The sequence below is a fragment of the Kitasatospora sp. NPDC058063 genome (assembly GCF_042885395.1).
GTDB classification, from domain to species: domain Bacteria; phylum Actinomycetota; class Actinomycetes; order Streptomycetales; family Streptomycetaceae; genus Kitasatospora; species Kitasatospora lactacystinica.
The window spans coordinates 1-24650 of record NZ_JBHVSD010000027.1 but is presented as its reverse complement, the minus strand read 5'-3'; the positions used below and the strand labels follow the sequence as shown (position 1 = coordinate 24650).

The 24650-nt window shown below is 74.7% G+C and carries 22 protein-coding genes; 14 read left to right on the top strand and 8 right to left on the bottom strand.

Annotation, left to right across the window (positions count from 1 at the left end):
* Window positions 1–20: 20 nt before the first annotated feature.
* Window positions 21–1301 (bottom strand): LCP family protein, encoded by a 1281-nt coding sequence (locus tag ACFVUY_RS34890; protein WP_387736311.1) that lies wholly within the window; start codon window positions 1299–1301, stop codon window positions 21–23.
* 36 nt (window positions 1302–1337) lie between these two features.
* Window positions 1338–2129 carry a TIGR03089 family protein gene (locus ACFVUY_RS34885; protein ID WP_387736310.1) on the bottom strand — a complete coding sequence of 264 codons (792 nt, stop codon included), beginning with the start codon at window positions 2127–2129 and terminating at the stop codon, window positions 1338–1340.
* 104 nt (window positions 2130–2233) lie between these two features.
* On the opposite strand from ACFVUY_RS34885, the gene ACFVUY_RS34880 reads away from it, so the two are divergent.
* From ACFVUY_RS34880 to ACFVUY_RS34865, 4 genes are all read left to right on the top strand, one after another.
* A complete protein-coding gene (locus ACFVUY_RS34880) occupies window positions 2234–3610 on the top strand; it encodes an N-acetylmuramoyl-L-alanine amidase (protein WP_387736309.1) in 1377 nt (458 codons plus the stop codon).
* Window positions 3611–3689: 79 nt separating this feature from the next.
* Window positions 3690–4694, top strand: a complete 1005-nt coding sequence (locus ACFVUY_RS34875) for a DNA-3-methyladenine glycosylase family protein (RefSeq protein WP_387736308.1) — start codon at window positions 3690–3692, stop codon at window positions 4692–4694.
* Window positions 4695–4740: 46 nt separating this feature from the next.
* Window positions 4741–5013: a type II toxin-antitoxin system Phd/YefM family antitoxin gene (locus ACFVUY_RS34870; RefSeq protein ID WP_387736307.1), complete on the top strand. Its 273-nt coding sequence runs from the start codon at window positions 4741–4743 to the stop codon at window positions 5011–5013.
* Window positions 5010–5279, top strand: coding sequence for a type II toxin-antitoxin system RelE/ParE family toxin (locus tag ACFVUY_RS34865; protein WP_387736306.1), 270 nt, complete (start codon window positions 5010–5012; stop codon window positions 5277–5279). Before ACFVUY_RS34870 ends, ACFVUY_RS34865 begins: the two co-directional genes overlap by 4 nt.
* Window positions 5280–5282: 3 nt before the next feature.
* Here the strand turns inward: ACFVUY_RS34865 and ACFVUY_RS34860 are convergent, their stop codons facing one another.
* Genes ACFVUY_RS34860 through ACFVUY_RS34850 form a run of 3 tightly spaced genes read right to left on the bottom strand, consistent with a single transcriptional unit; the run spans window position 5283 to window position 8278 of the window.
* A complete protein-coding gene (locus ACFVUY_RS34860) occupies window positions 5283–6575 on the bottom strand; it encodes a coenzyme F420-0:L-glutamate ligase (protein WP_387736305.1) in 1293 nt (430 codons plus the stop codon).
* Window positions 6572–7582: a 2-phospho-L-lactate transferase gene (cofD, locus tag ACFVUY_RS34855; RefSeq protein WP_387736304.1), complete on the bottom strand. Its 1011-nt coding sequence runs from the start codon at window positions 7580–7582 to the stop codon at window positions 6572–6574. Before cofD ends, ACFVUY_RS34860 begins: the two co-directional genes overlap by 4 nt.
* Before the next feature lie 42 nt (window positions 7583–7624).
* A complete protein-coding gene (locus ACFVUY_RS34850; protein ID WP_387736303.1) occupies window positions 7625–8278 on the bottom strand; it encodes a cysteine dioxygenase in 654 nt (217 codons plus the stop codon).
* A 621-nt stretch (window positions 8279–8899) separates the two neighbouring features.
* Here ACFVUY_RS34850 and ACFVUY_RS34845 point away from each other — a divergent pair.
* The 3 genes from ACFVUY_RS34845 (at window position 8900) to ACFVUY_RS34835 (ending at window position 15024) form a co-directional block, all read left to right on the top strand.
* On the top strand, window positions 8900–9172 hold the full coding sequence (locus tag ACFVUY_RS34845; RefSeq protein ID WP_030062195.1) for a WhiB family transcriptional regulator: 273 nt from the start codon (window positions 8900–8902) through the stop codon (window positions 9170–9172).
* A gap of 224 nt (window positions 9173–9396) precedes the next feature.
* Window positions 9397–13275, top strand: a complete 3879-nt coding sequence (locus ACFVUY_RS34840) for a glycosyltransferase (protein ID WP_387736301.1) — start codon at window positions 9397–9399, stop codon at window positions 13273–13275.
* 6 nt (window positions 13276–13281) lie between these two features.
* Window positions 13282–15024 carry a DUF5719 family protein gene (locus ACFVUY_RS34835; RefSeq protein ID WP_387736300.1) on the top strand — a complete coding sequence of 581 codons (1743 nt, stop codon included), beginning with the start codon at window positions 13282–13284 and terminating at the stop codon, window positions 15022–15024.
* A 40-nt stretch (window positions 15025–15064) separates the two neighbouring features.
* On the opposite strand, the gene ACFVUY_RS34830 is transcribed toward ACFVUY_RS34835, so the two are convergent.
* The gene (locus tag ACFVUY_RS34830) at window positions 15065–15517 is read right to left on the bottom strand and encodes a metallopeptidase family protein (protein ID WP_359910079.1); all 453 of its coding nucleotides are present in this window, start codon (window positions 15515–15517) and stop codon (window positions 15065–15067) included.
* 164 nt (window positions 15518–15681) lie between these two features.
* On the opposite strand from ACFVUY_RS34830, the gene ACFVUY_RS34825 reads away from it, so the two are divergent.
* From ACFVUY_RS34825 to ahcY, 6 genes are all read left to right on the top strand, one after another.
* Window positions 15682–16047: a DUF3499 domain-containing protein gene (locus ACFVUY_RS34825; protein WP_359910076.1), complete on the top strand. Its 366-nt coding sequence runs from the start codon at window positions 15682–15684 to the stop codon at window positions 16045–16047.
* Between the two features lie 164 nt (window positions 16048–16211).
* Complete coding sequence (locus ACFVUY_RS34820) at window positions 16212–17597, top strand: phosphomannomutase/phosphoglucomutase (RefSeq protein ID WP_387695688.1); 1386 nt, start codon at window positions 16212–16214, stop codon at window positions 17595–17597.
* 88 nt (window positions 17598–17685) lie between these two features.
* The gene (locus ACFVUY_RS34815) at window positions 17686–17868 is read left to right on the top strand and encodes a Trm112 family protein (protein ID WP_049659271.1); all 183 of its coding nucleotides are present in this window, start codon (window positions 17686–17688) and stop codon (window positions 17866–17868) included.
* Window positions 17869–17962: 94 nt separating this feature from the next.
* Window positions 17963–19210: an SIS domain-containing protein gene (locus ACFVUY_RS34810; RefSeq protein ID WP_387736299.1), complete on the top strand. Its 1248-nt coding sequence runs from the start codon at window positions 17963–17965 to the stop codon at window positions 19208–19210.
* A gap of 79 nt (window positions 19211–19289) precedes the next feature.
* Entirely contained in the window at window positions 19290–20267 is a 978-nt protein-coding gene (locus tag ACFVUY_RS34805; protein WP_387695686.1) for a cation diffusion facilitator family transporter, read from the top strand.
* A 341-nt stretch (window positions 20268–20608) separates the two neighbouring features.
* On the top strand, window positions 20609–22057 hold the full coding sequence (ahcY, locus tag ACFVUY_RS34800; RefSeq protein WP_387695685.1) for an adenosylhomocysteinase: 1449 nt from the start codon (window positions 20609–20611) through the stop codon (window positions 22055–22057).
* Between the two features lie 115 nt (window positions 22058–22172).
* Here the strand turns inward: ahcY and ACFVUY_RS34795 are convergent, their stop codons facing one another.
* Window positions 22173–23222 carry a hypothetical protein gene (locus tag ACFVUY_RS34795; RefSeq protein WP_387736297.1) on the bottom strand — a complete coding sequence of 350 codons (1050 nt, stop codon included), beginning with the start codon at window positions 23220–23222 and terminating at the stop codon, window positions 22173–22175.
* A complete protein-coding gene (locus ACFVUY_RS34790; RefSeq protein WP_387736295.1) occupies window positions 23219–23731 on the bottom strand; it encodes a SigE family RNA polymerase sigma factor in 513 nt (170 codons plus the stop codon). Before ACFVUY_RS34790 ends, ACFVUY_RS34795 begins: the two co-directional genes overlap by 4 nt.
* A 108-nt stretch (window positions 23732–23839) precedes the next feature.
* Here ACFVUY_RS34790 and ACFVUY_RS34785 point away from each other — a divergent pair, with 108 nt between their 5' ends.
* Complete coding sequence (locus tag ACFVUY_RS34785) at window positions 23840–24478, top strand: hypothetical protein (RefSeq protein ID WP_387695683.1); 639 nt, start codon at window positions 23840–23842, stop codon at window positions 24476–24478.
* Window positions 24479–24650: the final 172 nt, after the last annotated feature.

The following is a 24650-nucleotide window of genomic DNA, read 5'->3' as shown; positions in this document are numbered from 1 at the left end:
CGCGGTCGGGGGCCGACGGTTCAGTGCGGGGCGCAGGCGTCCACGTCGGCGGTGCGTCCCTCGAAGGTGGGCGCGGCGCTCGCGGAGGGTGACGCGGTCGCCGCCCCCGAGGCCGTCACCGCCGCCGCCACCTCGGCCGTCGGGCCGGCGCCCGGGGACGGGGACGGGCCCGGTGAGGGCGAGGACCCGGGCGGCCGGACGGCGACCGGCCGGTCGTCCCGCAGCGCCGCGAACAACTGGCCGGTCTGCGGCTGCACGAACTCGTCCCGGTCCGAGTCGTAGCGGTACGGGCGGCGCGGCGCGGTCAGGAAGACCACGTCCGCCGAGGGGACGCCGCGCAGGTCCTGGGTGAGGTCGTACAGCGCGCCGAGCGAGGACAGCCCGCCGTCCGCCCGCACCGAGGAGGTCGCGGCGTCCAGCACCGGCCACAGCTTCGCCGGGTTCAGCAGCACGCCCTGCGACTGCGCCTTGCGGATCAGCGCGGCCAGGAACTGCTGCTGGCGGCCCATGCGTTGGGTGTCGCTGCCGTCGCCCAGGCTCTCCCGGGCCCGGACGTAGCCGAGCGCCTGCTCGCCGTGCAGGGTCTGCCGGCCGGCGGGCAGGTCGAGCCTGGCGTCCTTGTCGTGGATCGGCTGCGGCACGCACACCTCGACCCCGCCGATCGCGTCCACCATCGTCTTGAAGCCGCTGAAGTCGAGGATCACGTAGTGGTCGATCCGGATGCCGCTCAGCTTCTCGACGGTCCGGATCGAGCAGGCCGGACCGCCCGTCTCGAAGGCCCGGTTGAACTGCATCAGCGCGGGCTTGCTGCGGGTGCCGTCCGGCTTCTCGCAGGCGGGGACGGAGACCATGACGTCGCGCGGCACCGAGACCGCCGTCGCGTGCCCGCGGTCGGCGGCCAGGTGCAGCAGGATCGTGGTGTCCGAGCGCTCGGTGCCGCTCCCACCGCCGTACGAGCCGTTCGCGCCGGAGCGGTCGTCGCTGCCGATCAGCAGGATGTTCTCGGCACCCCGCGCCCCGGCGGTGCGGCTCGGCCGCTCGGCCTCCAGCCGGGCCAGCAGCCGGTCGGTGGCCGAGTCGGTGCGGATGTTGCCGTCCAGCTTGCGGTAGGCGATCCAGAGCAGCACGCCGGTGGCGACCAGCAGGAACGCGACGGCGCCGGCGGTGATCATCAACCACCGCCGGCGCCGTCGCGGGCGTCCGGTCCCGTCGGGAGGGGTGCCGGTCGGCGGACCGTCCTGTGCGGGGCCGCTCGCCGGGGGAGTGCCGGTCGGGGGGTGCGCGGTGTCGTCCTCGGCCATGGCAGCGATCCCTACCCGCCGGGCCCGCGCCGGGGGTTAGCCGAGGCGCAGTGTCACCCGTTCGGATTCCGTCCGCTTCTCCCACTGCCCGGCGTCCAGCGCCTGCGAATTGCGGCACAGCACCACCGAGGCACCGGCTGCCAGCGGCGCCAGCAGACCGGCCTCCAGACCGGCCCAGTCGTCGTACGCGAGAGTGGACAGGACGCGGTCACCGGGCTTCAGACCGAGCCGCGCCGCGCCCTCCCGGGCCAGCGCCACGGTCTGCTCGCCCGTCAGCTTCAGCGGCAGCCCGTCCACCGCGGTCTCCAGCGCCTGCCCCTCCGGGGCGACGGGGGAGTACGGCGCGAAGCGGTCGCCCTGGCCGGGCACCTCGGCGGCGTAGTCCAGGAACCCTTCCGGACGCTGCGGGAAGCGGCCGCCGAGCGGGCGCAGGGCGAGCGCGACCCGCTCCCCCTCGCAGGCCTGGGCGGCCTCCAGCCCGTCCGGGCCGCTGACCACCAGGTCGGCGGCGGCCGGGTCGCCGCCCGGGACCGCCGCCACCCCGACCGACCAGCAGGCCAGCAGCCAGACGGCGCTCTGCCAGTGGGCGGGCAGCAGCAGCGCCGCCCGGTCGCCGGGGCCGGCGTTCAGCTCGTCCTGGAGGAGGTTGGCGGTCTTGGCGACCCAGTTGTCGAAGGTGCGGGCGGAGAGCTCCACCCGTTCGCCGGTGGCGTCGTCGTAGAAGGTGACCAGCGGGGCCGCGGGATCGACCGAAGGGGTGCCGCCGCGCAGGAATGCGTGCAGCAGCTCGACGGGGGTGCGGGCATCGGCAGCGAAAGGCGCAGTCATGGTGCGCCCCAGCCTACGGCCTTCGGGTGGGAGGCCGGGAGGGGCGGCCGAACGGGCGCGGAGCGGCGTGGCGGGCGGTCCGGTTTGCGGCGACGATCCGGTTTATGCGCCTCTCACTCCCGGCCGCCCTGCTCGCCGGATGCACCGCCGCCCTCCTGCTCCAACCCGCCGCCACCGCGACCCCCTCGCCGAAGCCGCAGCGCCGCGAGTTCGCCGGCGGCGGCTCGACCACCACCCTCCCGCTGCCCGCCGGGACCGGCCTCGCCGCGCGCGGCACCCGACCGTTCGAACTCCTCGGCCTGGGCTGGGACGGCCCGGCGGACGCCCTCGCGGGGGCGGTGGTCCGGGTCCGCACCCGGGACGCGGCCACCGGCCGCTGGAGCGCCTGGCACCGGCTGGAGGCCGGTCCCGGGGACAGCCCCGACGACCCGGCGCACGGCGCCACCGCCCCGCTCTGGACCGGCCGCAGCGACGGTGTCGCGGTCGAGGTCCGGCCCGGGCCCGCCGGAGTACCGGCCGGGCTGCGGCTCGACCTGGTCGACCCGGGGAACGGGGTGGCCCCGACGCGCGTACGGACCCTGCCCGCGGAGCCGCCGACCGGGCCGTCGACGGACCCGCCGACGGACCCGACAACCGGGCCGCCCGTGAATCCGCCCGTGAATCCGCCGACGGACCCGACAACCGGGTCGCCGACCGGGTCTCCCGCGAACCCGCCGACGGCCTCGCCGACAGATCCGCCGACCGGGTCTCCCGCGAATCCGTCGACGGACCCGCCGACCGGGTCGCCGACGGAGCCGCCCGCGAACCCGCCCGCTGACCCGCCGACCGGGCCGTCCACCGAGCCGGGCCCGTCCACCGAGCCGGCGCTCAAGGGCCAGGCTCCGAGCCCGGCGATCGTCACCCGGGCCGGCTGGGGGGCCGACGAGTCACTGCGCGAGCGGGACTTCGTGTACACCGGCCCGGTCCGCGAGGTCTTCGTCCACCACACCGACACCGCCACCGACTACGCCTGCGCCGACGCCCCCCGGGTGATCCGGGCGATGTACCAGTACCACGTGAAGACCAATGGCTGGCGGGACATCGGCTACAACTTCCTGGTCGACCGCTGCGGCACCGTCTACGAGGGCCGGGCGGGCGGCGTCGAGCGGCCCGTCCAGGGCGCCCACACCCTCGGCTTCAACGCCGACTCCTCCGGCATCGCCGCGATCGGCACCTACGTCGACGGCCGGCCGCCCCAGCCGCTCGTCGACAGCCTCGCCGCGCTCGCCGCCTGGAAGCTCGGCCTCGAAGCCCAACCGGCCGACGGCCGCACCAAGCTCACCTCGTCCTCGGGCGCCAGCCGCTACCCCAAGGGCAGCGTCGTCGAGTTCGACGCCGTCTCCGGACACCGTGACGCCGTCGCCACCGAGTGCCCGGGCAACGCCCTCTACGCGCTCCTCCCCTCCCTGCGCACCGCGGCCGCCCTCCTCCAGACCCGCTGACCCCTCCCCACCCCTCCCCACCCCGCCCCTTCCCGGGTCCCGACCGCACCGGAAAGGGCCGGGGAGGCGATGTCGTCCGGTGGACCCCCGCCGCCCCGCTCGCCGCCCCCGCGGGTCCGTCCGACCCCGCGCGTATCGTTCATGTCCGGAGGCGACGCGGGAGGCGACAGCGGTGGAAGCGGTACGGCGCTGGCGCCCGGGCTTCCCGCTGGACGTGGCCCGCACCCTGCTCCCGCTGCGCCGGGGCCCCGCCGATCCGGCGTACCGCAGCACCGGTGACGGCGCCGTCTGGCGCGCCTCCCGCACCCCGGCCGGCATCGGCACCCTGCGGGTGCTGCCGCGTCCGGCCGCCGGCGAGGTCGAGGCGAGCGCCTGGGGCCCGGGCGCGGACTGGCTCCTCGACCGCCTCCCCACCCTGCTGGGCGCCGACGACACCCCGGAGGCGCTGGTCCTGCCGCCCGGTCCGCTGCGGGACGCCCAGCGCCGTACCGCCGGGGTCCGGCTGGCCAGGACCGGTCTGGTGCTGGAGTCGCTGGTCCCGGCGATCCTGGAGCAGAAGGTCACCACCGACGAGGCCTACCGCTCCTGGCGCACCCTGCTGCGGGACTTCGGCACCCCGGCGCCGGGCCCGGCCGAGGGCATGCGGGTGGCACCGTCGGCCCGCGAGTGGGCGCTGGTGCCGAGCTGGGAGTGGCACCGGGCGGGCGTGGACCCGAAGCGCTCGGCGACGATCATGCGCGCGGTCCGGCTGGCGCCGCGGCTGGAGGAGGCCTCGGCGATGGGCCACGAGGAGGCCTTCGCCCGCCTCACCGCCGTCCCGGGCATCGGGGTCTGGACGGCCGCCGAGACCCTGCAGCGCAGCAACGGCGATCCGGACGCGGTCTCGGTCGGGGACTTCCACCTGCCCGATCTGGTCGGCTGGGCCCTGGCCGGCCGCCCCCGCAGCGACGACGCCCAGATGCTCGCGCTGCTGGAGCCCTACCGTCCCCAGCGCCACCGCGTCTGCCGCCTCCTGCTGGCCACCGGCGTCCACGCCCCCCGCTACGGCCCGCGCCTGACCCCCAACGACCACCGCCGCCGCTGACCCGGAAACCCCTCCTGGTGTACACGTTCATGTGTACGCTTGAGGCATGGCTGACGCGCTGAACATCCGGGAACTGCGGGCACGCCTCGCGGAGGTGGTCACCCAGGCCGAGGCCGGCGAGATCACCGTGATCACGCGCAAGGGCGAGCGCGTCGGAGCGGTCGTGCCGATCGAGATTCTCGACGCCATAGAGGACGCGGAGGACGAGCTTCTCGCTCGTGAGGCGGAGAAGCATCGGAACGAACCCACCGTGAGCATGGCCGAACTCCTGGCAGACCTCTTCGAGGAACCTCCGGGTACTGCCGGGGGCGCCGCGTGAAGTACGCGTTCCGTTTCACCGCGCACGCCAGGCAGCAGCTGCGCGGCATCAGCCAGGTCGACGCCATGCAGATTCTCGCTGCGCTCACCCGGCTCGGTGACGACCCGTATGTCGACGGCCCGGATGTCAAGAAGCTGACGGGCCACGTTGGCCTCTACCGTCTTCGCGTCGGCGCCTACCGTCTGGCGTACGAGGTCCAGGACGACGTATTGGTGATCCTCGTCGTGAAGGTGGGCAACCGTCGCGACATCTATCGCGGCCGCTGATCCCTATCGCACCGCGATGAAGGCGCCGGCGCCGCGTTGCGGGCGGGCCTTCGGCGGCTCGGCGGGGCGGCCGACGGCGACGGCGCCCATCGGGTCCCAGTCGTCCGGGAGGTCCAGCGCCTCGCGCACGGTGTCGCGGCAGAACATGGTGGACGAGACCCAGGCGGAGCCGTAGCCCTCGCCGGTGAGGGCGACCAGCAGGTTCTGCACGGCGGCGCCGGCGGCGACGGTGAACATCTCCCGTTCGGCGGCGGCCCGGCGCGGGTCGGGGTAGTCGTGCGAGCCGTCCGTCACCAGGCAGGGCACCACCAGGTAGGGGGCGTCGCGCAGGACGTTGCCGCGGGCGGTGCGCCGGGCGATCCTCGCCTCGTCCCAGCCGTCGAGTTCGCGCAGGTCGCGCTGCCAGGCGGCGAGCATCGCGTCGAGCAGCCGCACCCGGGTGTCCGCCGACTCCAGCAGCACGAACCGCCACGGCGTGGTGTGGTGCGGGGCGGGCGCGGTGACGGCGGCGGCGACGGCGCGGCGGACGGCGGCCGGGTCGACCGGTTCCGCGGTGAAGGAGCGGACGGTGCGCCGCAGGGTGACGGCCTGCCGCAGCGCCTCGGAGGTGCCGAGCCGGAACATGTCGTCGACGGAGGGCCGGACCAGCGGCCGGACGCCCTCGCCGTCCTCGGCGGTGACGAGGTGCCCGAGCCCGCGCACGACGGCCACCGGGATGCCGGAGGCCTTGCCCTTCACCAGGTCGGCGGCGGCGGCGAGTTCGTCGGCCGTCGCGGTGACGGTCATCTCCAGCTGGTTGCCGTGGCTGTCGGTGCGGCCCCGGTGGTCCTCCAGGACGGAGAGGCCCGCGGCGCCGATCGCGACGTCGGTCAGCCCGTTGCGCCAGGGCCGTCCGAAGGTGTCGGTGACGACGACGGCGAGCCGGCGGCCGGTGAGCTGCTGGAGTCGGGCCCGCAGCGCCCGCGCGGAGGCGTCCGGGTCCTCGGGCAGCAGCAGTACGGTGCCGGGGGCGGTGTTGGAGGCGTCGACCCCGGCGGCGGCCATGATGAAGCCGTTGCGGTTCTCCACGATCCGGATCGGTCCGCGCCGGGCGACCAGCCGGACGGTCTCGGCGTCGATCGCGTCCTCGCGGTCGGTGGCGTGCAGCAGCCGGTCCTCGGCCTTGCTGACGATCTTCGAGGTGACCAGCAGGATGTCGCCGTCCTGGTACGTCCCCGCCTTGGCGATGAACTCGCCCAGGTCCGCCCCCGCCTCGATCTCGGGGATGCCGCCGACTCCGAGGACCTCCAGCGTCACTTCCGCACCTGCTCCGCCAGCGCCAGCGCGGTGCGCGCCATCTCGGCGGTGGCCTCGATGTCGGTCATCAGCAGCGGGACGGCCCGGCAGGCGATCCCGGCGGCCTCGACGGCGGCCACCGAGGACTGGTCGGCGCTGTCGACCAGCCACCCGTCGAGAAGGCCCGCCCCTCGTCCATCGCCGCTCCCGCCGGGGCCGCTTCGCAGCGCCGCCCTGCTGCCGTAGTTCAGCGCGACCGCCTCCGCGGTGGCTTCGACGCCGACGGCGGCGAGCACCTTGTCGGCCATGCCGCGCACCGGCGCCCCGCCGATGATCGGGGAGAGCCCGACGACCGGCGCGGGCGCGGCGGCGATCGCCTCCCGGATGCCGGGGACGGCGAGAATGGTGCCGATCGAGACCACCGGGTTGGACGGCGGGAAGAGGATGACGTCCGCCTCGGCGATCGCCTCCAGCACGCCGGGCGCGGGCTTGGCGGTGTCCGCGCCGACCGCGACGACCGCCTCGGCGTCCACCGCGGCGTGCAGCTTGACCCAGTACTCCTGGAAGTGGATCGCCCGGGTGCCCTGCTCGTCGGTGATCCGCACGTGGGTCTCGACCCGGTCGTCGCTCATCGGCAGCAGTCGCACGCCCGGCTTCCAGCGCACGCACAGTGCCTCGGTGACCTGGGTGAGGCTGTATCCGGCGGTGAGCATCTGGCTGCGCACGAGGTGGGTGGCGAAGTCCCGGTCGCCGAGCCCGAACCATTCGGGGCCGACGCCGTACGCCTTCATCTCGGCCTTGATGGACCAGGTCTCGTCGGTCCGGCCCCAGCCCTGTTCCTCGTGGATGCCGCCACCGAGGGTGTACATCACGGTGTCGAGGTCGGGACAGACCTTGAGGCCGTAGAGGTGGATGTCGTCGCCGGTGTTGCCGATGACGGTGATCTCGTCCTGCGGTCCGACCGCCGCGCGGAGTCCGCGCAGGAAGCGCGCCCCGCCGATTCCGCCTGCCAGTGCCACGATGCGCATGGGACTCATCCTGCCACGGTCGGACCCTCCGTCAGCCCGTGATCAGTGCGACCCGGCCTGCGCCTGCTGCCCGGAATGCTGCTCGGGGTGCTGCTCGGGGACGGCGGCGGCGCCGTACTGGTTCATCTCGGTCAGGCCCGGGCTGTAGAGGTGGATGGAGACGGCGGGTTCGAGCGCGCCGTTGACGACCTCGTGCAGGTAGCCGGAGGAGAACACACGCTGCCCGCCGGGCCGCAGGGCGCGGGCGCCCTCGCCCGCGTGCGTGAGGGAGCGCTCGATCAGCTCGCCCTTGACGACGCTCATCACGCCGGAGGACTCGCCGTGGTCGTGGAAGCCGCTGGACTGGCCGGGCAGCCAGCTGAGCAGCCAGACCTCGTAGCCGGGGCCGGTCTCCAGCCGGGCGTACCAGCGGGTCAGCGCGTCGTAGCGGACGAGCGGCTCCCAGCGGGTGCGGTCGGCGGCGATCTCGCGCACCAGCCGGGCATACCCGGCGACGGTGGTGGGGTGGGCCGGCAGGTCGGTGCGGGCCAGGTGCGGGAAGGCGAGCGGGTCGCCGGCGATGGAGACGTCGCTGAGGCCGTCGGCCCACTGGCGGGTCCGGGGGCCGGCGGGGGTGCCGGCGGGGGCGGTGGCGGGGCCGCGGTGGGCGAGCTTGTTGCGGTCGCGGTTCCGCTTGCGGATGCGGATCATGCGCACGGGAGTCGTCCTCGGAGGAGTCGGCCGGTTCGTGGGATCGGCCGGATCCGGATGTCCTGGGACGGGAATCGCGGGCGGCCTCTGTGCTTCCTGGGGGCGGCGCGCGGTGGGACGCGGGCGCCTAGATACAGCAGGAACAGAGGCGACAACAAGAGTTCACGGCACGGCGGAGGGTGGAACCGCTCCGGGGGCTGGCGAACTCTGACATAGAAGCAAGGACACCGCATCCGCGGGGGCGGTGTCAAACCAAAGGATGCGGCATTCGAGTGGGTTAGGTCCGGATCTTTCCCTGATGGGGTGATTCATCACTCTCTATGTTTCGATGGGAAGATCGCCGGGAAGGCAGCCCGATGACCGGCCTGTGGCGGTGACCGGGCGTCACCTGCTGAATGGTTGCGGATGGTTCGGCACTGTTCAGGACCTTGAGGCAGAAGGTCCGATGTGTCCGTATATGTACACTATTCGTAACGGCTTGGTGCCAGGGAGTGAATCCCGGCCCCAATACCAGAGCTCGGCTTGACTGGGCCAGAGTGACGCAACTGTAATTTCACTCGTGTCGTCGGCCGCACGAGGCAACGGCAACCACGGGGACGCCAAGTAGGGGCAGAGGAGGCGCGCCACATGAGCGAGCTCTTTGAGCTGTTGATCGGGGACGGCATCGCGGAGGACGAGGAGGAACTCGGCTGGCAGGAGCGCGCGTTGTGCGCCCAGACCGACCCCGAGTCCTTCTTCCCCGAGAAGGGCGGCTCGACCCGCGAGGCCAAGAAGGTCTGCCTCGCCTGCGAGGTCCGCTCCGAGTGCCTGGAGTACGCGCTCGCCAATGACGAGCGCTTCGGCATCTGGGGCGGTCTCTCCGAGCGCGAGCGCCGCCGGCTCAAGAAGAGCGCGGTCTGACGGGCGGCCCCGACGCTCGCTGACCCTTCGACAGCGACGGACAGCCGCACAGTCGTACGGGCGCCTCACCGCGGTGGTGGGGCGCTTTCGTGTTCCCGGGGCCCCCTTCACGGTCTCCGCACGCACACCCCGGACGAAGCGGCCACCCGGAGCCGTTAGTGTGGTGCGCCATCCGGTTGCCGTTCACCGGCTGTGTCCACCGAGAACTGGGGCCCGCGCACGCGATGACCGTCTACAGCCACCAGAGCGGCTCCACCGCTTCCCGGCCGCCCGCCTACCCGCGCCACCTGGTCACCGCCGTGATCGTCTCGCACGACGGCGCCCGCTGGCTGCCGCAGGCCATGGCCGGCCTGCTCGGTCAGGACCGCCAGGTCCAGCGGATCCTCGCCGTCGACACCGGATCCACCGACAACTCTCCGCAACTGCTCGCCGACACCCTCGCCGACTGGCTGCCGGACAGCGGCCCGCTGGTCCTCGGCCGCCGGGCCGGCTTCGGCACCGCCGTCGCCGAGGCCGTGTCGAGCAGCGCGCCCCTGCGTCCGGAAGACCTGCCGTACCGGCTCGACCCCTCCGGCTACGACCCGGTCACCGGCGGCTGGGACGACTTCGGCGACCCGCTCGCCCAGGAGGACGACCTCGGCCGCGGCGGCCCCCGCGAGACCCGGCCGGTCGAATGGCTCTGGCTGCTGCACGACGACTGCGAACCGCAGACCGACGCGCTGCGCCGGCTGCTCCAGGTCGCCGACTCCACCCCCAGCGCCGCCGTGGTCGGCCCCAAGCTGCGCAGCTGGTACGACCGCCGCCAGCTGCTGGAGGTCGGCGTCACCATCGCCCACTCCGGCCGCCGCTGGACCGGCCTGGACCGCCGCGAGCAGGACCAGGGCCAGCACGACCAGGTCCGCCCGGTGCTCGCCGTCTCCAGCGCGGGCATGCTGGTGCGCCGGGACGTCTTCGAGGAGCTCGGCGGCTTCGACCGGGCCCTCCCGCTGATGCGGGACGACACCGACTTCTGCTGGCGGGTCAACGCCGCCGGCCACCGCGTGGTGGTCGCCCCCGACGCCGTGCTGCGGCACGCCGAGGCGTCCTCCCGCGAGCGCCGCGCGATCGACTGCGGCCCCACCCACCCGCACCGGGTGGACAAGGCCGGCGCGGTCTACACCCTGCTCGCCAACTGCAAGGGCGTGCTCTTCCCCTACGTCCTGCTGCGGCTGGTGCTCGGCACCCTGCTGCGGGCCGTCACCAACCTGCTCGGCAAGGACCCGCGCCAGGCCTTCGACGAACTCGCCGGCCTCGGCCACGAACTCGTCCGCTTCCCACGGCTGTTGGCCGCGCGCAAGCGCCGTGCCCGGTCCCGGGCGGCGGACGCCCTGGACGACCGCACGCTCTTCCCGGCCCCCGGCGCCACCACCCGGCTGGCGGTCGAGGGCGTCGTCGGCTCGCTCGGGATAGGGGGCGGCGACGACAGCGGCCGGCACGGCTCGGCCGAGGCCGGCGGCGACGAGGACGCCGAGGACCTGGTCGTCGAGCAGTTCGCGCTGCTCAAGAAGCTCGCCCGGCGCCCGGCGCCGGTGCTGTTCGCGGCCGTGCTGGTGTTCGCCCTGATCGCCTGCCGCGGCCTGTTCGGCAGCGGCGAGCTGTTCGGCGGCGCCCTGCTGCCCGCGGCCGACGGGGCCGGCGGCCTCTGGTCGATGTACGCGGACGCCTGGCACCCGGTCGGCACCGGCTCCACCGCCGCCGCGCCGCCGTACCTCGGCGTGCTGGCCGTGCTCTCCTGGCTGCTCTTCGACCACGCCGACCTCGCGCTCACCCTGATCGTGGTGCTCGCCGTCCCGCTGTCCGCGGTCAGCGCCTACCTGGTGTCCCGGCCGCTGCTGGACTCCAAGGTGGTCCGCGCCTGGGCCAGCGCCACCTACGCGCTGCTGCCCGCCGCGACCGGCGCGCTCGCCCAGGGCCGGATCGGCACCGCCGTGCTCGCCGTGCTGCTGCCGCCGCTGGCCCGCGCCGCCGCCATCGCGGCCGGCCTGGGCATCCGGGACGAGAGCGCCGCCAAGGGCGCCCGCCCGGGCTGGCGCCCGGTCTGGATGGCCGTCCTGCTGCTCACCCTGGCCACCGCCTTCGTCCCGCTGACCTGGGCGCTCGCGGTGCCGCTCTGCCTGGCGATGCTGGTCGTCGCGGTGCTGCGCGGCGGCCCCTTCGGCTCCGGCGGCGCGGCGCTGCGCCTGCTCGGCCTGCGCGTCCTGGTGATCCTGGCAGTGCCCGTCGTGGTGCTGGCGCCGTGGTCGCTCGCGGTGCTGTCGCACCCGCAGCGGCTGCTGCTGGAGGCCGGGCTGCCCGGCCTGCACGGCAGCGGCGCGAGCGCGGCCGGCCTGCTGCTGGTCAACCCGGGCGGCGCCGGGGTGCCGCCGATCTGGCTCTCGGCGGGTGTCGTGCTCGCCGCGCTGGCCGCGCTGCTGCGCGCCGACCGCCGCCGCGCGGTGCTCGTCGCCTGGGGCGCGGCCGGTGCCGGCCTGGTCTTCTCGGTCGCGGTGGCGGGCACCTCCGTCACCCCGGCCTCGGGCGGCCCGGCGGTGCCCGCCTGGGCCGGTCCGGCCACCCTGATCGCCGGCATCGCCCTGCTGGCCGCCGCCGCGATCGGCGCCGACGGCGCCAACGCCCGCGTGGCCGGGATCGCCTTCGGCTGGCGCCAGCCGGTGGCCGCCCTGGTGGTGGCCACGGCCGTGCTGGCGCCGCTGGGCACCGGCCTGTGGTGGGCGCTGACCGGCGCCGGCGGCCCGCTGCACCGCGGCCAGGCCGACCAGGTCCCCGCGTTCATCGCCGAGGAGGCCGGCACCACCGACCGGGCCCGCACCCTGGTCGTCACCGGGGAGAAGAGCGGCGGCGCGGTCCGCTACACCGTGCTGCGCGGCGCCGGGCTGACGCTCGGCCAGGCCGAGTCCACCGTCGACCCGGCGACCGGCACCCAGGACGGCCTGAACAAGATGGTCGGCAGCCTGCTGGCCGGCTCCGGCGCCGACCAGGCGAGCGCGCTGGCCGGCTACGGCATCGCCTACGTGCTGGTCCAGCAGCCGGTGATCGACGTCTTCAAGGACGTCCTGGACACCACCCCCGGCCTGGTCAAGGCCAACCAGGACGGCGCCGCCGCGCTCTGGCAGGTCAACGGCACCCCCGCGGTCCGCGCGGTGATCACCGCCCCGGGCGCCAACCCGGTGGTCGTCCCGTCCGGGGCCCGCGACCTGTCCACCACCGTCCCGGCCGGTCCGGACGGCCGGGTGCTGCGGCTCGCCGAGTCCGCCGCCACGGAGTGGAAGGCCACCGTGGACGGCACCGCGCTGGAGCCCACCACGGTCGACGGCTGGGCGCAGGGCTTCAAGCTCCCGGCCGCCGGCGGCAAGCTGACCGTCACCCGGGAGGGCGGCGCCGCCCACACCGGCTGGATCTGGGCCCAGGTGCTGCTCGGCCTCACCATCCTGGTGCTGGCCCTGCCCGGCCGCCGCAGCCACAAGGACGACGACCTGCCCGAGGAGGCCGTCGCGGCCGCCGCGCTGGCCGCCGCCGCCCAGGCGCAGGCCCCCGCCCCCGGCAGCCGCCGGGCCCGCCGGATGGCCGAGCGCGGCGAGGGCGGCGAGGGCGCGGACGGCGCCGAGGGCGGTGCCGACGAGTCCGGGGTGTACGACCGGCCGGGCGCGATCCCGGCGCAGCCCGCCGGCGAGCCGGTGACCGGGGCCGTCCAGGCGGCCGCCGCCATCCAGGACGCCGAGCAGTACACCGACCCGTACCAGGCGTACCAGCAGGCCGACCCGTACAGCTACGACCAGTACGCGGCCCAGCAGCCGGTCGCCGCACCGTACGGCGGCCAGGGCTACGACGCCCACGGCTACGAGAACCACGGGTACGACGGCTCCCGGCCGCAGGGCTACGAGCAGCCGTACCAGCCCGAACAGCAGCAGCCGTACGGCTACGACGCCCACGGGTACGACGGCCACCAGCAGCAGCCGGAGCAGCAGCCCTGGCTGCCTGGCCGGCAGCAGGGTGAGCCCTACTACGACCCGAACGACCCCAACGGCCCCGGCCGGTACCCGCACCAGCACGGATCGGGGAGCTGACCCGCGATGAAGAAGCCCGCATTCAGGAAGAAGTCCGGCGCCGGCGAGGCCGCCGGGCCGGCCGGGCCCGCCTTCGCGGCGGAGCCGTCCGGGCCGGCCCCGGCCGCCCGGCCCGGCCGCAGCCGCAGCCCGTTCGCCGGGGGGTCCGCAGGGGCCGGCGGCGCGGCCAGGACCACCCCGTCCCTGCTCGCCGCGGCCGTGGTGCTCGCGGCCGTGTTCGGGATCGCCGAGGTGCGCCCGCCGGCCGCCCCGGCCAAGGCGGCCACCGGAGCCGCCCCCACCACCGAGCAGGTCGAGCGGACCTCGGTGGTCTGCCCGCAGCCGCTCCAGAGCCTGACCGGCTCGACCACGCTCACCGCCTACACCCCGCCCGGGACGGGCTCCGCCACCGGCGGGGCCGGTTGGCTCTCCGACGCGGCCGCGCCGGCCGTGCCCGCCGCCCAGCCGACCGCCGCCCCGGCGACCCCGGCGGCCCCCGCCGCCCCGGCCCCGACCGGCTCGGGCGCCCCCGCCGCCCCCGCCCAGGACAAGAACGCGGCGCCCGCCGACGCCCGGCTGACGGTGTCCAAGCCCGGAACCCCGGCCACCGGCCCGGCCGCCAACGGCGACGCCGCGCCCGGCACCGGGGCGGTCGCCACCGGCGCCCTCGCCCCCGGCTTCACCGTCACCCAGACCACGGTGGTCACCGAGCAGCGCGGCCTCGGCCTGTCCGGCCTCACCTGCGCCCCGGCCGGGACCGGCTTCTGGTTCGCCGGGGCCAGCACCGCCGGCGACCGGGTCGACTACGTCAGCCTGGTCAACACCGAGTCCTCCGCCGCGGTGGTGGACATCAAGCTGTACGGCGACAAGGGCCTGATCGACAACGACTCGGCCAACGGGATCACCGTCGCGCCCGGCAGCTCCCAGGCCGTCCTGCTGTCGACCATCAGCAAGGGCGCGGTCGCCGACCTCGCGGTGCACGTGGTGGTGCGCTCGGGACGGGTCGGCGCCGCGCTGCACGCCGCCGACGGCGGCAAGGGCGCGGACTGGATCCCGGCCTCGGCCGACCCGGCCCCCGTCCAGGTGCTGCCCGGCCTGCCCGCCGACACGGCCTCCGCCCGCCTGGTGGTCTGGGCGCCGCCGGAGGACGACGCCGACCTGAAGATCCAGCTGTCCGGCAAGAACGGCTGGTTCAGCCCGGCCGGCAACGAGTCGATCCACGTCAAGGCGGGCATGGTGGCCGCCGTCGACCTCGGCAAGGTCACCCGCGACGAGGTCGCCGGGCTGCGCCTGTCGCCCAGCGACGACAAGCACCGCACCCCGATCGTGGCCGGACTGCGGATCGACCGGGCGGCGGCCAACGGCAAGACCGACGCGGCCTGGCTCACCGGCAGCAACCCGGTCGGAGCCCGCGCCACTGTCGCCGACAACCGGGCCGGCGCCTCCACGCTCTACCTGACCTCCAGCGGCGAGGCCGCCACCGTCCGGGTCACCGCCTCGGCCGGCAGCGGCGGCGGCACCCCGGCCACCAAGGAGGTCCAGGTCCCGGCCGGCGGCACGGTCGCCCTCCCGGCGCCCGAGCCCGCCGGGCTGAACGGCGTCTTCGCGCTCACCGTGGAGACCGTCTCCGGCGGCCCGGTGGTGGCCGCCCGGATGCTCTCCCTGCCGGCCAAGGACGTGCCGATGTTCACCGTCCAGGCGCTGCGCGACGACCGCAGCACCGTCAAGGTCCCGCAGGCCGGCCAGGATCCGGGCGTCGTCCTGCGCTGAGCAGCCGACGGGGCGGCACTTCGGGGCCGCCCCGGGGGGATCAGTCCTCGTCGTAGCGCGGGTCGATGGCGTCCGGGGACAGCCCCAGCAGCTCGGCGACCTGCTCGATCAGGATCTCGTGCACCAGCGCCGCGCGGTCCTCCCGGGTCTTCGCCCGGATCTCCACCGGCCGCCGGTACACCACGATCTGGCTCTTGTGCCCCTGCTTGCCCGGCGACACCCGCCCCAGCGGCACGCCGTCCTCGGCGTCGGCGCCGTCCGGCTCGTGCAGCGGCACCTCCTGGACGGCGAACTCCACCTCGATCAACTGCGGCCAACGCCGTTCGAGGCGCTCCACCGACTCGCGGACGTAGTCGTCGAACAGTTCGGAGCGGGTGAGCGAGATCGGCACCTGGGGCGGCGCCAGCGGGCCGCGCAGGCCCCGCCCGTGCCGGTCGCGGTGCCGGGGGCGGCGCGCCGGGCCTGTCGATGACTGCGGTGCGGAGCTGTCCATATCACTGCCGAGGGTAGTCCTTGGACGGTCGGAAGTGGACCACTCCGGCCGGGAATCGCACGGGGCGTTGGATACGCGGCCCCGGCGCCCGCGGTGCGACACGGCACCCCTTCCGGGCAGGCGGTCTTCGCTCCCCGGCGAGGAGTGCGGTACCGTCCACCCTCGTGAGCTCTGTACGTCGTTGTTCGCGGACCGCGTGCGGCCGGCCGGCCGTCGCGACGCTGACGTACGTCTACGCGGACTCCACCGCCGTCCTCGGCCCGCTCGCCACCTACGCCGAGCCGCACTGCTACGACCTGTGCGCCGAGCACGCCGAGCGCCTCACCGCCCCGCGCGGCTGGGAGGTCGTCCGGCTCGCCGCCGAGGCCGGGCCGCTGCGCCGCAGCAGCGACGACCTGGAGGCGCTGGCCAACGCCGTGCGCGAGGCCGCCCGCCCGCAGAACCCCCGTCAGGGCCGCGGCCCCGAGGGCGAGTCCACCGAGGGCGGCCGCCGCGGCCACCTCCGGGTCCTGCGCTCGCCCGACAACTGAGGACCGGGGTCCGCCGGGCGGATCGTGCCTGATCGGGACCAACCCGGCACGGAGTGTTCGTCCGGCCCGGGTACGCTGCCCGTCTACCGTCACCGCGCCCGTCGATCCGACGCGCGGTGGCCCAGACGTTCCGTGATCAGTCCTAAGACCAGGGTGGAGCCGCAGTGCGCGACCTCAAGCAGCTCGTGAAGGCGTACGACGTCCGGGGCGTCGTCCCGGACCAGTGGGACGAGAGCCTGTCCCGGGCCTTCGGTGCCGCGTTCGTGCAGGTCACCGGCGCGTCCGCGATCGTGGTCGGGCACGACATGCGGCCCTCCTCCCCGGCGCTGAGCCTGGCCTTCGCCGAGGGCGCCGCGGCCTACGGCGCCGACGTGGTGCAGATCGGGCTGTGCTCCACCGACCAGCTGTACTACGCCAGCGGCAAGCTGGACCTGCCCGGCGCGATGTTCACCGCCAGCCACAACCCGGCCCAGTACAACGGCATCAAGCTGTGCCGGGCGGGCGCCGCCCCGGTCGGCCAGGACACCGGCCTGACCGAGATCCGCGAGCTGGTCGAGTCCTGGACCGCCGAGGACGACACCGTCACCGTCCCGGCCAAGGACGTGAAGCCGGGCGAGCTGTCCGCGCAGGACACCCTGCGCGGCTACGCCGACCACCTGCTGGGCCTGGTCGACCTCACCGGGATCCGCCGGCTCAAGGTCGCGGTGGACGCCGGCAACGGCATGGGTGGCCACACCGTGCCGACCGTCTTCGACGGCCTGCCGATCGAGCTGGTGCCGATGTACTTCGAGCTGGACGGCACCTTCCCGAACCACGAGGCCAACCCGCTCGACCCGAAGAACCTGGTCGACCTCCAGGCCAAGGTCCGCGAGGTCGGCGCCGACCTGGGCCTGGCCTTCGACGGCGACGCCGACCGCTGCTTCGTCGTGGACGAGCGCGGCGAGCCGGTCTCCCCGTCGGCGATCACCGCCCTGGTCGCCGTCCGCGAGATCGCCCGCGCCCGCGCCGCCGGCGAGGCCGAGCCGACGGTCATCCACAACCTGATCACCTCCTGGACCGTCCCCGAGGTGGTCCGCGAGCTCGGCGCCAAGCCGGTGCGCACCCGGGTCGGCCACTCCTTCATCAAGCAGGAGATGGCCGAGACCGACGCCGTCTTCGGCGGCGAGCACTCCGCGCACTACTACTTCCGCGACTTCTGGCGCGCCGACACCGGCATGCTGGCCGCCCTGCACGTGCTGGCCGCGCTCGGCGGGCAGCCGGGCACGCTGTCCGCGCTCACCGCCGAGTACGACCGCTACGCGGCCTCCGGCGAGATCAACAGCACCGTGGCCGACCAGGCCGCCAGCACGGCCGCCGTCCGCGCCGCCTTCGCCGGCGCCGAGGGCACCACGGTGGACGAGCTGGACGGCCTGACCGTGGCCGGCCCGGACTGGTGGTTCAACCTGCGCGCCTCCAACACCGAGCCGCTGCTGCGCCTGAACGTCGAGGCCAAGGACCCGGCGAAGATGGCCGAGCTGCGCGACGGCGTGCTCGCCGTCGTCCGCGGCTGAGCCTGATCACGGGCCCCGGTGCCCCGGCCGGTAGGGTTTCCTATCGGCCGGGGCACCTCCGTGCCACCCCCGAACTTTGGAGAGCCCCATGAAGCTCGAATCCTTCCTGCTGGAGATCCTGGTCTGCCCGCAGTGCCGGGCCGCGCTCGTCGAGGGCGGCACCGAGGAGCAGCCCGAGCTGGTCTGCACCGGCGCGGACTGCGGCCTCGCGTACCCGGTCCGCGAGGGCATTCCGGTCCTCCTGGTGGACGAGGCCCGCCGCCCGGCCTGATGCTGGGGGCGTTGCCCGGGGCGAAAGCCCCACCCCGACCGCCCGGCGCGCAGCGGAGCGCGCGCCCAGAGGACCGCAGCCGGAGGTTCGCCGCATGCTCGACGACACCCTGCTCGACGATCCGGCCGCCCTTCGGCGTGCCGACCACGACCGCGCCCTGCTGGCCCTGGCCGGCGCGGGCGCACGGGTCCGCACCGCGCTGCGCCGGGCCGAGGCGGCCGGGCTCGACCGGCTGCGGCCGGACGGCCGGCCGCGGTCCGTCCTGGTCGCCGGGCACGGCAGCGCGCTGACCGCGGCCGAGATGCTGTCCGCGCTGGCCGGCACGGCCTCCCTGGTCACCCCGCTGCCGCCGACCGAGGCGGCCGCCCCGCGCGCCGACCGGGCCGGCGCCCCGCCCGCCTTCACCACCGGGCTCGGCTGGCAGCTGCCCGGCTGGGCCGGCCCGCTGGACCTGCTGGTGATCAGCTCCGCAGACGGCGGCGAGCAGGGCCTGGTCGGCCTCGCCGAGCAGGCGTACGCGCGCGGCTGCGCGATCGTCGTCACCGCCCCGGCCGGCAGCGCGCTGGCCGAGGCCGCTCTGCAGGTGCGCGCCCTGCCGCTGCCCTTCGTGGCCTCGGCGTCGTCCGAGGACCTCGCGCCGGTGGCGGCCGCCGAGCCGGACCTGCCGGCCGAGGACCCGGCGGCGCTCTGGTCCCACCTCACCCCGCTGCTGGCGCTGGCCCAGAAGATCGGCCTCACCCAGCTCCCGTACGACGCGCTGCCGGCCGTCGCCGACCTGCTGGACGCCACCGCCGTGCGCTGCCGCCCGGACGCCGCCGCGTACACCAACCCGGCGAAGGGCCTGGCCGCCCGGCTGGCCGGGACGGTTCCGCTGCTGTGGGCCGAGGGCCCGATCGCCGGGGCGGCCGCCACCCGGTTCGCCGCCCAGCTGGCCGACCGGGCCGGGCGCCCGGCGCTGGCCGGCCCGCTGCCGCAGGTGCTCACCGCCCACCGCGGCATGTTCACCGGGCAGTTGGGCGCGGGTGCCGACCCGGACGACTTCTTCCGCGACCGGGTCGAGGAGCCGGACCCGCTGCACCTGCAGGTGCTGCTGCTGCGGCACGCCCCGGGCGCGGCCGGCCCGGCGGCCGAGGACGGGCAGGACGGCCCGGCCGAGGTGCCGGAGGAGGAGGCGGGGCCGCGCAGCTTCGGGGTGAGCCGGGCGCACCGGCTGGCCGCCGCGCACGACGTCCGGCTGACCGAGTACGCGAGCGCCCGGCCGGACCCGCTGCACGCGCTGGCCGACCTGGTCGCGCTGACCGACTTCGCCGCCGTCTACCTGGGGCTCGCCGCGCAGTCCTGAGACGGTCGGCCGGGTGGAACCTCCGGGCCGGTACGGTAAGCGCTCGACGAGCTGATCGACCCGTGAGGACTTTGCAGGCATGAGTACCGAAGGCGGCACCAAGGCACTGATCGCGGCACTGTCCGCGAACCTGGCGATCGCGGCGGCCAAGTTCACCGCCTTCGGCTTCACCGGTTCCTCCTCGATGCTGGCCGAGGGCGTGCACTCGGTGGCCGACTCCGGCAACCAGGTGCTGCTGCTGATCGGCGGCAAGCGGGCGCGCCGGGAGGCCGACGAGGAGCATCCCTTCGGGTACGGCCGCGAGCGCTACGTGTACGGCTTCCTGGTGGCCGTCGTGCTGTTCAGCGTCGGTGGCCTGTTCGCGATCTACGAGGGCTGGCACAAGATCAGCCACCCGGAGACCCTGGACGCCTGGGGCTGGGCGGTCGGCGTGCTGGTCTTCGCCATAGTGATGGAGGGCTGGTCCTTCCTCACCGCGATGCGGGAGTCCGCCAAGGCCAAGGGCCGGCAGGGCTGGGTGCAGTTCATCCGCACCGCGAAGGCGCCGGAGCTGCCGGTGGTGCTGCTGGAGGACACCGGTGCGCTGATCGGTCTGGTGCTCGCGCTGTTCGGCGTCGGGCTCACCGTGATCACCGGGAACGGTGTCTGGGACGGTGTCGGCACCCTGTGCATCGGCGTCCTGCTGGTGGTGATCGCCGTGGTGCTCGCCATGGAGACCAAGTCGCTGCTGCTCGGCGAGTCGGCGAACAAGGACTCGGTGCAGCGGATCCGGGAGGCGCTGGTGGACGGCGAGACGGTCACCGGGGTGATCCACATGCGCACCCTGCACCTCGGCCCGGAGGAGCTGCTGGTCGCCGCCAAGATCGCCGTCAACGCCGAGGACAGCGCCGCCCGGGTGGCGGAGGCGATCGACGCGGCCGAGGAGCGGGTCCGCGCGGTCGTCCCGATCGCCCGGGCGATCTACCTGGAGCCCGACGTGTACAGCGCCGAGAAGGCCGCGGCGGGCGACGACCCGGCCGCCACGCCCGGTGGTCCGGGCCCGGCCGACGCGCACTGAACTCCGCCCCGGCCCCGCGGCCGGGGCCGCTGGGGCCCGGCTGGAGCGCCGCTCGGACCGGGGGCCGAAATCGGTCATCGGCGGACGGCCGGCGGGGCCGTCGGTGTAGATTCGTCACCAGAGCCAGAACGTCGCTGCTGATGGCGGTCGATCGGCGGTCCGCACCCGTAGGGTGTGCGCCGGTCGAGGGAGAGAGGTCCTCCGACGGTTTGTGCTGCGCAACGGGAAGCCGGTCCACCACGGACCCGGCTGTTCCGGCGTGGCCGTGCACCCGTACGGCCTGACGCACGCGACGCACGCCCGGACCTTTGGCCCCACCCCTATCAGCGAGGAGCAGACGCATGTCGACCGACATCACCGGTGACTTCAAGGTCGCCGACCTTTCCCTGGCGCCGTTCGGCCGCAAGGAGATCCAGCTGGCCGAGCACGAGATGCCCGGTCTGATGGCGATCCGCGCCGAGTACGCCGAGGCGCAGCCGCTGGCCGGCGCCCGCATCACCGGCTCGCTGCACATGACCGTGCAGACCGCCGTCCTGATCGAGACCCTGACGGCGCTCGGTGCCGAGGTCCGCTGGTGCTCCTGCAACATCTTCTCCACCCAGGACCACGCGGCCGCGGCCATCGCCGTCGGCCCGGAGGGCACCCCGGAGAACCCGCAGGGCGTGCCGGTCTTCGCCTGGAAGGGCGAGACCCTGGACGAGTACTGGTGGTGCACCGAGCAGGCCCTGACCTGGCCTGACGGCAAGACCCCGAACATGATCCTGGACGACGGCGGCGACGCCACCCTGCTGATCCACAAGGGCGTCGAGTTCGAGAAGGCCGGTGCCGCGCCGGACCCGTCCACCGCGGACAACGACGAGTTCCGGATCATCCTGGAGCTGCTCAACCGCACCCTCAAGGACACCCCGAACAAGTGGACCGAGGTCGCCGCCACGATCAAGGGCGTGACCGAGGAGACCACCACCGGTGTCCACCGTCTGTACGAGATGCACCGTGACGGCAAGCTGCTGTTCCCGGCCATCAACGTCAACGACGCCGTCACCAAGTCGAAGTTCGACAACAAGTACGGCTGCCGCCACTCGCTGATCGACGGCATCAACCGCGCCACCGACGTCCTGATCGGCGGCAAGGTCGCCGTCGTCTGCGGCTACGGCGACGTCGGCAAGGGCTGCGCCGAGTCGCTGCGCGGCCAGGGCGCCCGCGTGATCATCACCGAGATCGACCCGATCTGCGCGCTCCAGGCCGCGATGGACGGCTACCAGGTCACCACCCTGGAGGACGTCGTCTCGATCGCGGACATCTTCATCACCACCACGGGCAACAAGGACATCATCCTTGCCTCGCACATGGAGCAGATGAAGCACCAGGCGATCGTCGGCAACATCGGCCACTTCGACAACGAGATCGACATCGCGGGCCTGGCGAAGCTGCCCGGCATCGTGAAGACCGAGGTCAAGCCGCAGGTCCACGAGTGGCGCTTCGCCGACGGCCACACCATCATCATGCTGTCCGAGGGCCGCCTGCTGAACCTGGGCAACGCGACCGGCCACCCGTCCTTCGTGATGTCCAACTCCTTCGCCAACCAGACGATCGCCCAGATCGAGCTGTTCACGAAGACCGAGCAGTACCCGATCGGCGTCTACGTGCTGCCGAAGCACCTGGACGAGAAGGTCGCCCGCCTGCACCTCGACGCGCTGGGCGTGAAGCTGACCACCCTGACCCAGGACCAGGCCGACTACATCGGCGTCCCGGTCGACGGCCCGTACAAGGCCGAGCAGTACCGCTACTGATCGGTGAACCGTCCGGCGGCCGGCGCCCTCCCCTCGGGGGGCGCCGGCCGCCGGCGTTTGCGGCGTCTGCGGGGCCCGTCGGCCGCTCCGCCGGCAGGTTCGTCGGCCGTTCCCGTCAGCGGGGCGGGTCCGCGGGCCCCGTCGCCGTCCAGGAGGCCTCGTCCGCACCGAGCACGGTGAACCGGCCGAGCAGGCCCGCCAGTCCGCCGGCCTGTTGCACCGGCGGGCTCCCCGCGGCCGTCCCGTTGGCGCAGAGCCGGACGCCCTTGTCGACGCGGCACACCGGGGTGCCGCCGTCCGGCCTGCCGTCGACGAACACCCCGAAGCTCTCCGGCTGGACGGTGACGCTCAGCCACTTCCCGTCGACGGTGTACGACAGGATGGCGCTCCACGGGGGCTCGGTGTCCTTCGAGGGCCGGTGGACCTCGATGTTCCGCGCCTTGAGCTCGGCGGGCACGCCGGTCGGCCGCACCGGGAACGGGACGTCGCGGCCGCCGAACTCGACGCCGGCCGCGACCCTGAGCAGGTCCTCCTTGACCTTCGCCCCGATCCACAGCGTGGCCCTCAGGTCGGCCCAGCGACCGGAGGCGGTCATCCAGCGCAGGCCGACCGGGACTCCCGACGCGTCGGTGACCAGCCACTGGGCCTCCCGGCCGGCGACCGCGGGCGCGGCGACCGTGTGCACCCCGGGGGCGAGGGACTCGCCGGGGCCGCGCAGCAGTTCCAGCTTCAGGGCGGGGACGGCGTTCTCGACGGCGGTCGTGGTGGCCGCGGTGGTGACGGACCGTCCGTTGCTGTTCGCGTAGCCGACGGCCGGTCGGGCCAGCCACGGCGGCAGCCAGCCGAAGCGGGCCTCGGCGCTCAGCGGGCCGGTGGACGCCGTCGGCGTCGGGGTGGCGGTCGGGGACGGCGTGGGCGAGGCCGGGGAGGTCGGCGCGGGGACGGCCGGTGCGGGAGGCCCGCCGGCCGGGCGCAGCAGCAGCACGCCGGCCAGCACGGCGGCGGTCGACCCGGCCACCACGCCGATCAGCGCCTGCCGGCGGCGGCGCAGCCGGACCCGCCCGCGGGCGATCACCGCCGAGGTGTCGAGCGCGGCGGGCGGCGCCGGGGTCTCGGCGAGGGCACCCAGCCGGGCGGTGAGATCACGCTGCTCGTGCGTCCTCATGACGTCCTCTCGGCGGTGGTGGGGCGAGCGGCGAGCGTCGTCCGGAGGGTGGCGAGAGCGCGCGAGGTCTGACTCTTCACATTGCCCGAGGAGCAGCGCATCGCCTCGGCGGTCTGATCGACCGTGAGGTCGCAGTAGTACCGGAGCACCACGGTGGCCCGTTGCCTGGGCGGCAGCGCGGCCAGCGCCCTGCGCAGGTCGAGCTGGACGTCGAGGTCGGCGCCCACCGAGGCGACGTCCACCGGCGTCGCGGTCCGCGACGTCCGCCGCCACCAGGACGAGCGCTGCTCGGCGAGGAAGGTGTTGACCAGCACCCTGCGGGCGTAGCCGTCCAGGTTCTCGACCCGGCCGGCCCGTGACCAGTTCACGTACAGCTTGGTCGCGCACTCCTGCACCAGGTCGTCGGCCCGGTGCCAGTCCCCGCACAGCAGATAGGCGACCTTGCGCAGCCAGCCGCTCCTGGAGGCCACGTACTCCGTGAACTCCGCGTCCCGCGTCCGCTTCGCCATCCGCACCCCCTCTCGTCGTGGTGGCGACGCACAGCCGCGCCGTCCGCCGCTCTAATGCGGGCACCGGCCGGAAGGTTGCACGCGCGGCGCGCACGTAGGCTTTCCGGCATGCCCAACGGCCGGTACTCGCTCCACGACCCTCATGACCACGTCCCGCTCGGGGAGGAGCGCTTCAGTTGCGCGCCCGGGGCGGCCGGGTGGCGGTACGTCTCCAAGACCTACGCGCCGGACGGCCGGGTGCTCGGCAGCACCGACCTCACGCTGGACTCGCGCGCCCGGCCGCTGCGGATGGAGCTGCGGGCCGGGGGCTGGCAGGTGCGCGGCGGAGCGGTGGACGGGGTGGCCTGGGTCCGCACCGACGCGGCCGACCCCGGCGGCGAGCACGCGGCGGAGGGCCACGACCGGGCGCACGCCTTCACCGGCCGGTCGCCGGGCTTCCTGGTCGCCACCGCCCGGCTGCTGAGGCTGGGGGAGGGGGCGAGCGCGCGGGTGCGGCTGGTGGCCTTCACCGAGCCGGTGCTGGCTCCGCGCACCCTCGACCAGGGGTGGCTGCTGGAGGGCGTCGACACCCACGAGACGGATTCCGGGCCGCTGCTGGTCGAGCGGTACCAGGTGGCGGACCTGGAGACGGGCGAGCAGCAGGTGGTGCACCTGGCGGGGGACGTGGTGCTGGCGGCGGCGGGGATCGAGCTGGAGGAGCTGGCGTCGCCGCCGAACGCCTGGCGGGTGGGGGCGGAGGAGGAGTAGCGGTCCGGTAGGGCCGTGGCGGCCCGACCGATCCGATCCGCCCCGACCGGACCGCCCGGCCGGCCGGCCCGACCCGGCTCAGAAAGTGTTGGGTAATCGGGTGATCACTCGTTCTTGAGGTCGTCGGCGAGGCGGCGGGCTGCTTCGGTCTCGATGGGGCCGCGTGGTTCGA